The organism is Myxococcales bacterium (assembly GCA_012517325.1).
Lineage (GTDB): Bacteria > Lernaellota > Lernaellaia > Lernaellales > Lernaellaceae > JAAYVF01.
Window position 1 is genome coordinate 1 of the sequence record JAAYVF010000052.1, and the last position, 14355, is coordinate 14355.

General features: G+C 66.2%; 13 protein-coding genes. 5 read left to right on the forward strand and 8 right to left on the reverse strand.

Annotated elements, in window-relative coordinates:
• Nucleotides 1-159 precede the first annotated feature (159 nt).
• Nucleotides 160-423: a DUF1566 domain-containing protein gene (locus GX444_09445; protein NLH48813.1), complete on the forward strand. Its 264-nt coding sequence runs from the start codon at nt 160-162 to the stop codon at nt 421-423.
• Nucleotides 424-450: 27 nt separating this feature from the next.
• Here the strand turns inward: GX444_09445 and GX444_09450 are convergent, their stop codons facing one another.
• Genes GX444_09450 through GX444_09460 form a run of 3 tightly spaced genes read right to left on the reverse strand, consistent with a single transcriptional unit; the run spans nt 451 to nt 3975 of the window.
• Entirely contained in the window at nt 451-1779 is a 1329-nt protein-coding gene (locus GX444_09450) for a glycosyltransferase family 39 protein (protein NLH48814.1), read from the reverse strand.
• Between the two features lie 19 nt (nt 1780-1798).
• Nucleotides 1799-2686: a glycosyltransferase family 2 protein gene (locus tag GX444_09455; protein NLH48815.1), complete on the reverse strand. Its 888-nt coding sequence runs from the start codon at nt 2684-2686 to the stop codon at nt 1799-1801.
• A complete protein-coding gene (locus GX444_09460; GenBank protein ID NLH48816.1) occupies nt 2683-3975 on the reverse strand; it encodes a glycosyltransferase family 2 protein in 1293 nt (430 codons plus the stop codon). Before GX444_09460 ends, GX444_09455 begins: the two co-directional genes overlap by 4 nt.
• Before the next feature lie 171 nt (nt 3976-4146).
• Here GX444_09460 and GX444_09465 point away from each other — a divergent pair, with 171 nt between their 5' ends.
• Nucleotides 4147-4623, forward strand: coding sequence for a GNAT family N-acetyltransferase (locus GX444_09465; GenBank protein NLH48817.1), 477 nt, complete (start codon nt 4147-4149; stop codon nt 4621-4623).
• A 22-nt stretch (nt 4624-4645) separates the two neighbouring features.
• Nucleotides 4646-5068, forward strand: coding sequence for a gamma-glutamylcyclotransferase (locus tag GX444_09470; GenBank protein ID NLH48818.1), 423 nt, complete (start codon nt 4646-4648; stop codon nt 5066-5068).
• Here GX444_09470 and GX444_09475 read toward each other — a convergent pair.
• Nucleotides 5053-6027, reverse strand: a complete 975-nt coding sequence (locus GX444_09475; protein ID NLH48819.1) for a hypothetical protein — start codon at nt 6025-6027, stop codon at nt 5053-5055. The two genes, GX444_09470 and GX444_09475, sit on opposite strands and share 16 nt — an antisense overlap.
• 109 nt (nt 6028-6136) lie before the next feature.
• Here GX444_09475 and GX444_09480 point away from each other — a divergent pair, with 109 nt between their 5' ends.
• A complete protein-coding gene (locus GX444_09480) occupies nt 6137-7024 on the forward strand; it encodes an HDOD domain-containing protein (protein ID NLH48820.1) in 888 nt (295 codons plus the stop codon).
• 36 nt (nt 7025-7060) lie between these two features.
• On the opposite strand, the gene GX444_09485 is transcribed toward GX444_09480, so the two are convergent.
• Nucleotides 7061-8716: a nucleoside kinase gene (locus GX444_09485; GenBank protein NLH48821.1), complete on the reverse strand. Its 1656-nt coding sequence runs from the start codon at nt 8714-8716 to the stop codon at nt 7061-7063.
• A gap of 270 nt (nt 8717-8986) precedes the next feature.
• Between GX444_09485 and GX444_09490 the strand changes: the two genes are divergently transcribed.
• Entirely contained in the window at nt 8987-11440 is a 2454-nt protein-coding gene (locus GX444_09490) for a bifunctional YncE family protein/alkaline phosphatase family protein (GenBank protein ID NLH48822.1), read from the forward strand.
• 123 nt (nt 11441-11563) lie between these two features.
• Here the strand turns inward: GX444_09490 and GX444_09495 are convergent, their stop codons facing one another.
• The 3 genes from GX444_09495 to GX444_09505 all read right to left on the reverse strand — a co-directional run bounded on the left by GX444_09495 (nt 11564) and on the right by GX444_09505 (nt 14212).
• Nucleotides 11564-12358, reverse strand: coding sequence for a PIG-L family deacetylase (locus GX444_09495; protein NLH48823.1), 795 nt, complete (start codon nt 12356-12358; stop codon nt 11564-11566).
• A 70-nt stretch (nt 12359-12428) separates the two neighbouring features.
• Entirely contained in the window at nt 12429-13379 is a 951-nt protein-coding gene (locus GX444_09500; GenBank protein ID NLH48824.1) for a transketolase family protein, read from the reverse strand.
• Nucleotides 13376-14212 (reverse strand): transketolase, encoded by an 837-nt coding sequence (locus tag GX444_09505; protein ID NLH48825.1) that lies wholly within the window; start codon nt 14210-14212, stop codon nt 13376-13378. The genes GX444_09500 and GX444_09505 overlap by 4 nt, the downstream gene beginning before the upstream one ends.
• Between the last annotated feature and the right edge of the window lie 143 nt (nt 14213-14355).

Consider the following 14355-nt stretch of genomic DNA (forward strand, 5'->3'; position numbering starts at 1 on the left):
GGCTCCGCGACGCGGACCGCGAACGGGAAAGCGTAGCCTGACCGGGCTTCGCCTTCCCCCTCGGGGGAAGGCGACCGGCTGGGAACCCTCAACCGAAAGAGGATCCTAACCCAAAGTGCGAAAGATTGTTGACACTACCCCGGCGGCGCTTGCGGCGTGATGGACGCTTGCATTTCGGCGGATTGCGAAAACGCCGCTTGCGAAGGCTGCGAATCGTTGCACGGTCCGGGCGGTAACGGCGGGTATTGGCCGGAGGATCTGACGGATGAACCGGGCCTGTTCTGGTCGGCGACGGAATACCAGGAGGATGTCGACCTGGTCTGGGTGATCGATTATGACGGCGGTTCGATCACCGAACTGGACAAGGAAAACAGCCTGGACATTTCCGCCGCCACCCGTTGCGTCAGGAATTATACCGATTAGCTTTAGGACTTTTCTGGCCGACCTATTTCAATAAAACGGATAGAACCCATCCCACTTCGCGCCGGTCAGCACCAGGACGGTCAGGGTCAATGAGGCGGCCAGGAGGCCCAGCCAGACGGCGGTGTCGGCTTTTTCGCGCGCGCGCAGGTATTGCAGCAGGCGCGCCGCGCCCACCGCGAGGAACGGCACCGCCGGCAGGAAGTAACGCGGATTGGGCAGGATGACCAGCACCAAGAGCAGGTAGCAGCCGCCCAGCGTCAGCAGCAGCGGATTTTTTCCCTCGCCCTTCCAGAGCATGCCCAGCGAGAGCGTCGCCGCCGGAATCAGGTGCGCGCCGACTTGCAGGGGCCAGAGCGGCAGCAGAATCCCGAGCATGTAGGCGACGCCGCCGGGCCGCAGCAGCAGAAAGACCCAACTGAGCTGGGCTTTTTGCGTGGCCAGCAGGCCGGAACCGGCCGCCGTCCAGGCCAGCGGCGCCAGCAGGATCAGCGGCACGACGGCAATCCAAGCGGTCGCCGGATTCCGCCACAAGGCGCGCCGGTCGCGGCCGAGTAAAAGCAGCAATAGGCCGGGCAACAGCAGCACGATGTTGTAGCGGCAGAGCATCCCCAGCGCGAGCCAGCCGCCGGCCGCCAGGCCCCGGCGATGCGTCGGCTTTTCCAGAAACGCGACGAAGGCGTCGGCGGTCAGCAGCAGCACCAGCAGAAACGGCCCCTCGAGAATGGCCGCCGCGCCGTTGAACAGCCACACCGGAAACAGCGGCCAGGCCAGCGAGGCCAGCGCGGCCGTCGGTTCCTCGGTCGTCCGCCGCACCAAACGGTGTGCCGCGACCAGCGCCGCGGCGGAGAACAGGATATTGAACAACCGGCCGGCGAGCAGGTGCGCGCCGCACACGCGGTAGAAAAGGGCGTAGAGCAGCGCCAGCAGCGGCGGATGATGCAGCCCGAGCCAGAAGTTGATCGAGCCGTAATCGGCGAGCCATTTCGTCAAACCGTGCTGGGCGAAATAAGCGGCCTGCTCGAGGTTGAATTCCTCGTCGTTCCAGACGCGCATGGTCAGCGCCACGGCGATCAGCGCGGCGGTTTGCGCGGCCAGCGAGATCGCGAACACCCGTCGCGGATACCGCCGCGCCCACTCGACCGGCGAGGGCAGGGCGGGGTAATGCGACAACAGGGCGGCGATCAGAAAAAACGCCTGCGTGAACAGCAGGCCCAGCAGCAGGCGGCCGGGCGCGAAGCCCTCTTCGGTGTAGGTGGCGCCGAAAAAAAGCGACAGGTAGCTGACGCTCGCCAACAGCCAGGAGACGAGCAGAATCGTCCGCCCCTGATGCCAGAATCGCGGAGGGGTAAGCGCCATGTCGGTTCCGTCCCCCGTTTTAAAGAAGGTTGCGGATCGCGGGCCGGATTTCGCCGCCGCGCAGGCCGTCCCACCAGCCGGCGAGCGCGGCGCGCGCCCGCTCGTCGCCGGTCAGCGCGAGCGGCCCATAATACAGGATTCCGGCCGCCAGCGCCCACGACAGCACCAGCCCGGCGGCGAGCCGGCCGCCGTTGCGCCGCGCCGCCAGCACGCTGTTGCGCGCCACCAGGTAGGCCTTGGCCCGTTCGCGCCGCGGATCGCCGGCCGGCCCCCGGTGCCGCACGACCGCCCGCGGCTCCAGCACAACGAGGTAATGCCGCCGGCGCAGCCGCCAGCATAACTCGATTTCCTCGTGGTAGGCGAACAGGCGCTCGTCGAAACCGCCGGCCGCCAGCGCCGCGTCGACCCGCAGGAGCAGCGCGGCCCCGTAACCGTGTTGCACGACGAGCGGATAAGCCGGCGCCGCCGAATCGATCCGTCCCTCGCCGAGCGCAGTCGTCAGCTTGTGGCGGTGGTTGAGCCGCCCGGCGAGGCCTTGCAGCACATAGGGGTGGTCGCGGTCGACGACCTTCGCGAAAACGGCGGCGATGTTCGCGTCGCTCGCGAAGACGACGGCCAGGCGCGCGAGGCTCGCCGCGTCCAGCCGGGCGTCCTGATTGAGCAGCAGCAGCCCGTCGGCGCCGCGCTCGCGCGCCCAGGCCAGCGCCCGGTTGGCGCCGGCGGCGTAACCGCGGTTGACCGGTTCGCGTCGCACCGCCACCGCCAGCGCCCGCGTCGAGCCGTCGCGCGAATCGTTGTCGATCACCACGACGTTGTCCTCGCCCAGCGCGGCCGTCAGGTCGGCGAGGGCTTCGCCGAGCAGCGCCCCGCCGTTGCGGGCGACGATCGCGCCGCACAGCCGGTTCACGATTCGCCTCGCGGCTCGGGGGCGCGGTCGGCGCGCCGCCAGGGCAGGGGTTTGCCGGCGAGGTCGGCCGCCAGGGCGCGCCATTCGGCGGCGAAATCCCAGAAGACCAACGCGAGCGCGGGCGCGACGCGGCGCCGGCGCGTGGCGGGCCAGCCGTCGGCGCGCACGGCCAGCGGAATCTGAAGCAGCGGCAACGCGGCCGCGCTGGCGACGAACCACCACGGCATCCAGAGGATCGGCAGCACCCAGCGGGCGAGCGCGGCCAGCGCGATGGCGGCCAGCAGCGAAAAGCGGTCGAGGTAGCTGGCGCAGAAGAGCAGGCGGTCGAAGGCCAGCAGCGGGGAGGGCGCGGCGAGCACCAACGGCGCGTAATACCGGCGGGCGAGGCGATGATAGCCGCGCGCCCAGCTTTCGCGCTGTCGCCGGAAGGCGGCGGTGTCGGCGGGCGCCAGGTGCCGGCAGACGGCCCGTGGCTCCCAGGCGAGCTGGTAGCCTTCCGCCAGCAGGCGCAGCGACAATTCGATGTCTTCGAGCCGCTCGCCGGGGGCGAAACCGTCGGGATCCAGCAGCGACCGCCGCACCGCGTAGGCCGAGCCCAAAAAAGCGACCGTCGCGCCCAGCCGCGCCGCGCCGGTGAGGGTCAGCCGCTGATGCACCGCCGCTTCCACCGCCGCGTACACGGCCGCCGGGTGATCGTGCTCGAGCGGCGACATCCGGCCCGCCACGCCGGCCACGGTCGGATCGGCCAACCGTTCCGCCAGGAGGCGCGGGCAATCCGGCGCGGGCCGCGCGTCGGCGTCGAACACGGCGACGAGCTCGGCGGGCGCGGCGTTGGCCAGGCCGTCATTGAGGGCGGCGCCCTTGCCGGCGGCGGGCGCGGCGCGACGCACGACCTTCACCCACGGCTTGTCGCGCGCAAAAGCTTCCAGCAGGCCCGGTGTTTCGTCGGCGCTGGAATCGTCGATGAAAACCAGTTCCAGGCGGTCGCGCGGATAGTCGACGGCCGCCCAGGCCGCCAGGGTGGCGGGCAACGCGGCCGCTTCGTCGCGGCAGTGCACCAGCGCGGTCAGGCGCGGCAAAACGAAATCGGCGGGCGGCGCCGGCGTTTCGCACGGAGTTTGCCGGGCGGCCAAAGTGAAAAGGACGCGGCGCAGCGAGGCGAGGCCCAGGTGCAGCAGCACGAACGCGTTCAGGAAAAGCAGCGGCAGCAGCGCGACCCGCCAGCCGATCAGCACCGTCAGCAGGAACAAGGCGGCGATCAACACCAGCGCGAGCCGCCGCGCATTCATCGGCGGCCGCCTTCGGCTGGGGCTCCGGCGGCGGGACGAACAAAGTCCATCGGGCGATTCGACTCCTCGTGACGTTGGCGTTCGGTGGTTGCCATTGTCCCGTTTGCGTTCGCGCGACGCAAGGCAGACCGCCTTGCCGGGGGGGCGCCGGTGGTGATATCAGAATAGGCCATGGCAAACGAATGGCTCATCCGGCCCGCGCGCCGGCAGGAACTGGACGAGGTCGTCGGTCTGTGGAAAGACCTAATGGACCTGACGGCCGAGGTCAACGTTCATTATCGGTTGCGGGCGGGCGCCGTCGACTACCAGCGCAACATCTTCGAGGAGTACCTGCGGCGCGAGGATTCGTACATTCTGGTCGGCCTGCGGAACGATCAGGTGATCGCGTTTTCCAACGGCTACCTGACGATGCCGGCCAAGACGTTCGTGCAATCGCCGCTCGGAGTGCTGGAAAACCTGTTCGTCGTCGCGGCGCACCGCCGCCAGGGTTATGGCCAGGCGCTGGCCGAGGCCGCGATCCGCTGGCTGGCGAACCTGGGGGCGGCGGAGATTTTCGTCAACGTGATTCCGAAGAACATCGGTTCGCTGAAATTCTGGCGGGCGATGGGTTTCGACGTGCAACGGCTGGCGATGATCCGGCAGCCGTAGCGCGGCCGCCGGCGGGGGCATCATGTTTCTGGCAAAGTTTTTTCCGGCCCACGGCATCACCGTCTTTCACCCGCCCGCGCTCGTGGTGCAGTTCGACGACCTGTTGGCCAGCCAGTTGCTGTTCGTCTGGGACGAACTGATGGACCCGGTGCTGGTGCGCGAGCAGTTGGGGCGCGACGTGCCGTTTTCGCCCGCCGCGCTGGCCGGCTACACGCGACGGATCGAGCGCCTCGAAGGCGAATGGGTCTATTCGCTCGTCGAACAGGAAGGCGCGGTGCTGGCCGGGTTCGTGCTGCTGGGGTTGAGCGACGCCGAGTTCGAACGCCTCGACGAGCACGAACAGGCGCCGATCCACTGTCTGCGCCATCCCTGCCGCGTCCAGGTCGGCAACCTCGAACGCGTGGCGAGCGTGCACCTGGCGACCGGCTCCTACCTCGGCGAATAGCCGGTTCCCGTCACCTCGATCAAGGCGATTTCCGGCGGACACAAAAAGCGCACCTGCGGCAGGCCGGTGCATTCCATCCCCAGGCCGGCGTTGACGTACCCGACGCTGCCCCCGAGCCGGTACGCGCCCCACTCGAATTCCTTGCCCCGGCGATCCAGGGTGATCAACGCGCCGTAGCCCGGCAGCCGCACCTGGCCGCCGTGGGTGTGCCCGGCCAGAAACAGATCCCAGCCCGCCGCGGCGGCCTGGGGAAACAGCGCCGGGAAGTGTTCGAGGAATATGCCGAACCATTCGGGATGGACGCGCGGCCGCACTGTCGGCGCGCTTCGGGTCGGGCTGGCGCCGTGCAGCTCGAGCGGCAGGCCGCGGATCGTCAACAGGCGCGTCTCGGTGTGCAGGGTCTCGATGCCCAGGGTTTCCAAAAACGGATCGGGGACGTAACGGCCGCCGTAATTGCCGGTCACCGCGTAGGCCGGCACGTCGGGCAGATGAAACAGGAAGGTCAAAAAAGCGGTCGGCGCGCCGTGGGTGTAATCGCAGAGGTAGTCGCCGGTCAGCAACAGCAGATCGGGCCGCAGCGCCGCCGCCGCGTCCGCCGCCCGCGCCAGTTGCGCTTCCCGCCCTTGGCGGGCGTGGATGTCGGTGAGGTGCAGCAGCCGCAGGGTCTCGCCGCGCGGCAGCTTGGGCGAGGCGAAGCAAAGCCGCCGCACGTACAGTTCGTCGGGTTCGACGAAACGGGCGTAGAGAAACAGCGCGCCGTAGGCCGCGGCGGCGAGCCAGACCGCCGCCGGCAGGCAGCGGCGGAATCCGGTAAGCGGCCGGCGCGAACGGCGGAACCGGGCGAGCAGAAACCACAAGGCCAGACCCCAGATCGCCAGCGAACCGGCGATCGTCAGGCTGAGCACCAGCCACTCCGCCGGCCCCATCAGGGCGAAAAATTCGCGCAGATTGTCCGCCACCCGCCCTCCGCCCCGTTTTTACGCGGAATCGAGACAACCGGGACAAAACGCGATCATCCCGCTTTTTTGACTGTTTATTATGGCGAAAATTTTGGTATATAAGTAGACCATGACGAACATCGAAATCGAGCGCCAGCAGCGGATTCACCAACTCATCAAGGAAAAGGTCGCCGCGCGCGTCCGCTCCGGCGAGCTGGACGTGCCGGTGCTGCCCCACGTGGCGGCGCAGGTCATGGCCCTGACCAACGATCCCAACGTCTCCGCCAAGGATTTCGTCGCGCTGCTCGAAAAAGACCAGCAGCTATCGGCGCGGTTGATCAAGATTGCCAGCAGCCCTTTCTACGCCGGCATGATGAAGGTCTCGAGCATCCAGCGGGCGATCGTCGTGGTGGGCATGAAAACCCTGCACGACCTGGTTTTTTCGGTGGCGATGGGCGAGCGCGTGTTTCGGTCCAAGCGGTTCGTGGCGTCGATGGCGCGCGTCTGGGAGCATTCGCTTGCGGTGGCGACGATCGCGCAGGAGATCGCCAAGGTCCGCCACGTCAGCGGCGAAAACGCGTTTCTGGCCGGGTTGCTGCACGACATCGGCAAGCCGTTGCTGATCGAAACGCTGGAGCGCATCAGCAAGGAACTCGGCGACCGCGTGCCGTTCGAGGAGGTTTTTCTCGACGAGGTCATGCGCGATTACCACACGGTGGTCGGCGGCCTGGTCGCCAAGGCCTGGCGGTTTTCCGATTCGCTTTACGCGACGATCCGGTTCCATCACGAATACGAACAGGCCGGCGACCAGCGCGAGCTGGCGCTGCTCGTGCACGTCGCCAATCTGTTCGCCCGCTACCTCGGCCTGTCCAGCTATTCGCAGGAAGCGGAATTCGACATCCTGGCCGCGCCCGGCCTGCAGGCGATGCAATTCAGCGACGCGGAGATCCAGGCCCTGCTCGTCCGCGTCCCCAAGCTCTCGCGCGAATTGATCAGCAGCTTCCAGTTGGTTTCCTAGCCCCATCCCCGAGAAACGAGCGGCGGTAATCGCGGTCTAATAGCTGAAGACACTGCCGCCGATGAACTCGCGCAGGACGCTTGTCCCCGGCACTTCCTCCGGCAGAATCGGTATGAACAGGTCGAGGAATCGCAACAACCGGTCGGCTTCGACGAAGGCCGCGGATTCGCGCGGCACTTCCATCAGGAAGCGCTTGGCGTAGGTGGTCAGCACGGCGTGTTCGTACATCAGGGCCGAGTTGAACAGCACGTCGGCGTCTTCCTGGAAGGGGAAGATCCACGATTGCTCGCCCAGCCGGACGCTGTCCCACATGAAGATCGTCTGCTCGGCCGTGTAATTGCGGAACAGGCGGTCGCGGACGATGCGGCGGATGAGCCGGGTGTCGGACGTGAAGATGCGGTTGTGTTCGTCGATGGTCAGTTGCGTCAGGGCCGAAACGAACAGTTTGAACTTCGTGCCCGGGTCGATGTTTTCGGTCAGGCGCGGATTGAGCGCGTGGATGCCCTCGACGACCAGGATCTGGTGCGGCCCCACCTCGAGCGGCAGGGTCTTGGTGGCGTGCCGCTGGTGTTCGGTGAAGTTGAACAGCGGTGTGTTGACGCGCTGGCCGGCGATCAGCTTGACCAGGTGATCCTGCAACAGCTCCAGGTCCAGCGCCTCGATGTGCTCGAAATCGGGCCGCCCGTCGGGGTGCTTGGGCGTCTCGTCCGGCGAGCGGTAATAATTGTCGAGGCTCAGGGTCACCGGCTCGATGCCGTTGACGCGCAGTTGAATGTCCAACCGCTTGGAGGTCGTCGTCTTGCCCGAGGAACTCGGTCCCGAGATGAGGATCAGGCGGGTTTTCGGCCGGCGGGCGGCGATCAGGTCGGCGACCTCGACGATCTTCTTTTCGTGCAGGCCTTCCGACAGGCGGATCAGGTGGCCGCCCTTGCCGTCGATCAGCGCCCGGTCGAGCTGTGCCAGGTTGCTGACGCCGATCAATTCGTTCCAGCGCTGCGATTCGCGGAAGGCGCCGAACAGGCGCGGCTGCGGCGACAACCGCCGCACCGGGCGGCCGTGGCGGTCCGGGAAGCGCAGCACCATGCCGTCTTCGTAAGGAATCAGCGAAAAATGTTGCAGGACGCCGGTGCGCATCGCCAGCGGGCCGTAGGGAAAGCTCAGGCGCTCGTCCAGGTTGGCGACCAGCACCTCGCTGTCGCGGCCCATGCGCAGGATGTCGGCCTTGCTGGTCAGGCCGAGCGATTCGTAGTGCCGGATGACTTCCTCGACCGGCACGATGGCGAATTTGAGCGGCAGGTCGGCGTCGCGCAGGCGGGTCATCTCGTCGCCCAGCTTCTGCACCAGCGCCTTGGTGGTTTTCTGGCCGCTGACCGTGAAAAAATAGCCGTGGGCGATGGACTGCCCGACCACCAGTTGGCAGCCGGGATAGAGCTTTTCGACGGCCAACGTCAACAGGAGCACCGCCGTGCGGCGGTAGATTTCCATGCCGGCCTTGCTGGTCTGATCGACGGTCTCGACGGTGGAATTGCCGCGCAGACGGCGGCCCAGGCCGGAGATCTGGTTGTTGACGATGGCGCCGAGGGGCGGAAATTTGCCGGGGTGCGGCTGTCGTTCGAGCAATTCGGCGAGGCTCGTGTTGACGGGGGCGTCGAGCGATTCGCCGTTGAGGATGACGCGGATGATACGGTTCATGTTCGTCCTTGCCCCGGCCGGGCGCCGTTCCGGCCGGCGGTCTAGCAGTCTGTTGAAAAAGGCCGTCCTGGCCTTTTTCAACCGCGCTCAACAAAAGGCGTGGTTTTTCTTTCGCTTCATTTTCGGCAACTTCGGAAGTTACCGAAAATGGCGATCCATCCCTGGATCGCACGCCGGGTGTTTTTCAACACCCGGCTAGTTTCTTTGCGTTTGGCAACCGGTGCCCAATGCTGCTATTATAACGAAAAACCGGGACGTGGGGACAAGCTCATGAAAAACGGATGGGTGATCGCCGGGCTGCTGTGTTGCCTCGGCCTGTTCGCGCTGGCCTGCGAACCGTCGGCCAGCGATTCGTCGCACCAGCGGCGCGATGCCGCCGCGGATGAAAAAGCGCTGCCGGAACCGACCGCCGAAGCCTACTTCCGCCCGGGGCCGATCGACGACGAGCGGTACGTGCTGCCCAACGGCCGGATGATCTGGCCCGCCGGCCTGGGAACGATCATCGACCGCTTCCCCGTCGACCTCGCGGTGAGCCCCGACGGCCAGACGCTGGTCGCCGCATCGGCCGGCATCGAACGCGTCCGGTTGATCGACACGGCGACGATGACGCCGTTCCAGAGTCTCGACGTTCTGCAACTCTTCAGCGGCGCGGTCTGGAACGCGGCCGGCGACCGGTTCTGGATCGGCGGCGGCGGCAGCCACGTGGTGTTCGAATATTCCTACACGGGCGGCGTGGCGGCCGAGGTTCGCCAAATACCCGTTCTGAACTACCCGTCCGGCCTGGCGCTCTCGCCCGACGAATCCGAACTGTACGTGGCGTGCCTGCACGGCAAGCGGTTGGCCGTGGTCGACCTGCTCGCCGGCGAGGAAGTCGATTCCATCCCCACCCATTTGTACAGCCTCGACGTAAAAATCTCCGCCGACGGCAAACTGGCTTACGTCTCGAGCGTCGGCCGCGGCATGGTGACGGTCGTCAACCTGCAGACCCGCCAACCGGTCGCCGACATCGAGGTGGGCGACAACCCCGAAGGCATTGCGATCTCGACCGACGACGCCATGCTGTACGTGGCCAACTCCGACAGCGACACGGTCAGCGTCGTCGATCTCGACGCGCAGGAAGTGACCGCGACCTGGAAAATCTACGACGAGTCGACCACCAGCCTGGGCGCCAGCCCGGTCGCCGTCGCCGTCGACCGCGCGGGCGAGCGCGTCTACGTGGCTTGCACGGGCACCAACGAAATCACCGTGTTCAACGCCGCGAACGGCCAGGTGCTCGGGCGCATCCCGGGCGGTTGGTACGTCACGCAATTGCGGCTCGACGAGGACCGCGGGTTCCTCTATTACACCAGCGGCAAGGGCTACGGTTCCTACGGGCTGGGGCTGTACAGCAACTGGCGGTCGACCGTGCACCAAGTGGCCATTCCCACCACCGAGGAGTTGGCCGAGTACACCGACCACCAGGACCAGGCGCTGAACTGGGCCAATTCATTCTACGATACGGTCGATCTCGAATCGCCGATCCCCACCGCATGGGGCACGCCCAGCGAGCAGATCAAGCACGTCATTTTCATCCTGAAGGAAAACAAGACCTACGATCAGATTTTCGGCGACCTCGAAGGCACCGAACGCGATCCGAGCAACCTCAACTTCGGCTGGGACGTGACGCCCAACCACCACACCCTGGCTCAGACCTTCGCGGTTTGCGACAACCTGTTCGTCGAGGGCGACACCAGCGTGCTCGGGCACTTGTGGGGCACCTTCGGGCTGCTCAACGATCACGCCGAAAAACGTTTCGCCGTCGGCGACGACTACCCGCTGCCCGACATCGATCCGTCGACCCGGCCGCCGAACGGCACGATCTTCAAGCGGCTGCTCGAAGCGGGCATCGAGTTCCGCTCCTACGGGCAGGTCATCGGGTTCATGGAGGACTTCGACCGCTACGCGCCCTACATCGACATGAAGTACGGCTTCTGGAACCAGGGCGTCTCGGACGAGGTCAAGGCCGACGAGATCATCCGCGAGTGGGAACTGGGCATCTTCCCGCCCTTCATCTACATCAGCCTGCCCAACGATCACTCCTACGGTTCGCGAAGCGGCGCACCGACCGCCCGCTTCCAGTTGGGCGACAACGACGCCGGTCTCGGCAAGCTGATCGATTGGCTGTCGCACAGCGAACACTGGGCCGACACGGCGGTCTTCGTCACCGAGGACGACCCGCAGTCGGGCGCCGACCACATCGATCCGCACCGCACCGTCGCGCTGGTGATCAGCTCCTGGGTCAAGCGCGGCCACGTATCGAGCGTGCTGTATTCGATGTCCAGCCTGTGGCACACCATGGAACTGATCCTCGGCCTGCCGCAGCCCGGCAGCAAATACACCAAGTACTCCGCGCCGCTGTACGACTGTTTCGACACCACGGCGGATCTGACGACCTACACGGCGCTGCCCAACCCGATTCCGTACGAGGAAAACCCCAAGGGCCTGCCGTTCCAGGATTACTGCGACGCGGCGAATTTCGAGGTTCCCGATCAGGTCGGCCGCATGGGCGAGGTGCTCTGGGCGCTGACCCGCCCGAACGATCCGTTCCCCTACGACCAGTCGCTGTCGGGCGAGGGCGAGGGGGACGAGGACGACGTGAAGGAATATCTCGAGGGCGTCGAAAAAGCCCGCGCCTGGGCCGCCGCGCACGGCGTCGAATTCGACACCCTGCCGCGCCGGAAGTAGCTCCCGCTTTCGCCTTCCGCCCCGCCAGGGCGATAAAAAACGACCATGGGTTTCGCCCTGTAAGGGCGGAGTAATTCAGCCAGGGGCAAGCCCGTTCCGGGCGCGGCCCCTGGATTTGGGCAATCACCCCATGATCTCGCGGATCAGATCCATCGCCCCTTCGACGCGGAATTCCTCGCCGTATTCGTAGCCTTTCGTCGCGCCGACCTTTTGTGCCCAGCCGCGGGTGAACATTTCCAGCACCGGCCGGTAGTTGTCGCGGTCGAGCATGGTGAACAGGCCCGGATCGGCGCCGGTGGCTTGCAGCGAAAGGCGGATGTCGTCGAGGGTCATCTTCATCTGGCTGTCGTGGGCGCAAAGGGCGTCGATTTTCTTCTCGATGTAGGGCGTGATGTCGACGACCCGGTTCGCGTTGGCCGGACGCTTGGCGAAATAATAGAGCTCGGGCACCAAATGCGGCGCCAGGCCTTCCTGCCGGTGCTCGGGATGATACAGCGGCAGATGGCAGAAGCCCGCCGCCTCCATCGCGGCGAACGCCACGGCGCGGTGGTCCGGGTGCGGTTCGAACGGCGCCCACGGGTCGAAGGTCATCACGGTGGTCGGCTTCAGGCGGCGGATGAACCGCATGAATTTTTCGCGGATTTCGTTGAGCGGCGTATCACCCAGGAAGCCGTCGGGATAGCCGAGGAAGAAAATTTCCTTCTTGCCGAGAATCCGGGCGGCCTCGCGGGCCTCGCGGTCGCGGCTGTCGGCGATCAAAGTCTCGCGGTCCAGTTCGAAACTGCCGCGTTCATTGTTGGTGGCGATGACCTCGTAAACCTCGCGGCCTTCGGCGACGAACCGGGCGACGGTGCCGCCGGCGAAAAATTCGGTGTCGTCGGCATGGGCGACCAAAATCAGGACGGGACCCTGCGACATCGGCTGACTCCTTCCGGTGTGACGATCCTCGGACGAACGGATCCGGGGGGTTTTTCTTTGCTGATCCGGTTTATTTTCCCGCGGCCCGCATCGCCTCGCGGGCAGCGGCCGCGATATGACCGGCGGTCAATCCGAAGGCCGCAAACAGTTCCTCGGGCCGCCCCGACTGGCCGAAACGGTCGGCGATGCCGATAAACCGCATCGGCGTCGGCGCCTCGGCCGCCAGCAGTTCGGCCACCGCGCCGCCCAGGCCGCCGGCGATCTGGTGCTCCTCGCAGGTCACCACGCAGCCGCAGGAACGCGCCGCGTCCAGCACGGCCTCGCGGTCGAGCGGCTTGATGGTGTGCACGTTGAGCACCGTCGCCTCGACGCCCGCCGCGGCCAGTTCCTCTGCGGCTAGCATAGCGTGATACACCAGGTGGCCCGTGGCCAGCAGCGCCACGTCCCGGCCCGCGCGCCGCACGATCGCCCGGCCGATCTCGAACGGGTCGGCCGGCTCGGTGATGATCGGCACGTTTTCGCGCCCGAAGCGCAGATAGACCGGCCCGTCGTGATCCGCCGCGGCCAGCGTGGCGCGAAAGGCCTCGTGGAAATCGCAGGGCGAAAGCACTGTCATGTTCGGCAACACGCGCATCGACGCGATGTCCTCGAGCGCCTGGTGCGTCGCCCCGTCGGGCCCCACGGAAACGCCGCCGTGCATGCCGCCGATTTTCACGTTCAGGCGCGAGTAGCAGATCGTGGTGCGGATCTGGTCCCAGGCGCGCCCGGCGACGAACACGCCGTAGGTGGACACGAAGGGGATTTTGCCCATCAGGCTGATGCCCGCCGCCATGCCGAGCATGTTCTGTTCGGCGATGCCGGCGTCGAAAAAGCGGTTCGGGAAGCGTTCGGCGAACCAGTTGGTGGTGGTCGATTTGGCCAGATCCGCGTCGAACACGACGATGTTCGCGTCGTTGCCACCCAGCGCCAGCAGCGCCTCGCCGTACCCGGCGCGGGTCGGTTTTTCGCCGTGGACGATCATGGGTGTTCCTCCGGGTCGGCCAATTCGAACAGGGCCCGGGCCGTTTCCTCGTCGTTGGGCGCCTTGCCGTGCCAGCCGGCCTGGTTTTCCATGAACGACACGCCCTTGCCCTTCACGGTGCGGGCGATCAGGGCCGTGGGTTTGCCGTCGCAGCGCGGAAAATTGTCGAGGGCGAGCATCAGCGCTTCCATGTCATGGCCGTCGATTTCCACGACGTGCCAGCGAAAGGCCCGCAGCTTGTTGACCAGCGGCTCGATGCCCATCACGTCCTCGACCCAGCCGTCGATCTGCAGGCGGTTGCGGTCGATGATCGACATCACGTTGTCCAGGCGATAATGGCCCGCCGCCATGTATGCTTCCCAGATTTGCCCTTCCTGCAGCTCGCCGTCGCCGTTGACGACGTAAAAGAGGTTGGACCGGTTGTCGAGCTTGGCCGCCAGCGCCATGCCCACCGCCACCGAAAGGCCTTGCCCGAGGCTGCCGGTGCCGACTTCCACCCCGGGGGTTTCGATAGAGGGGTGGCCTTGCAGGTGGGAACCGAGCCGGCGCAGCGTGGCCAGATCCTCGACGGGGAAATAGCCGCACCGCGCCAGGGCGGCGTACAGGACCGGGGCGACGTGGCCCTTGGAAAAGATGACGCGATCGCGTTCCGGCCAATCGGGCCGGGAAGGATCGTGCTTAAGTTTGTAAAAATAAAGGGCGGTGACGAAGTCCGCCGCCGACAGGCTCCCACCGGGATGACCGGACCCCGCGGCATGGATCATTTCGATGATATCCCGGCGGATTTGCCGGGCGATCCTTTCCAGTTGGGGTTGGTCGGGACGGTGGAACATGGGGGGATGGGTCACTACGCTCCTCCGTGTCGGACCGGGGCTTTGTCTGTCGCGGCCCGAGCGGTTACGATACCCATGGTTGAGGGTAAATTGTATCAGGAGATGGGCGATTCGCAAAGGAGTTGCCGAAAAGTTCAGGTTGC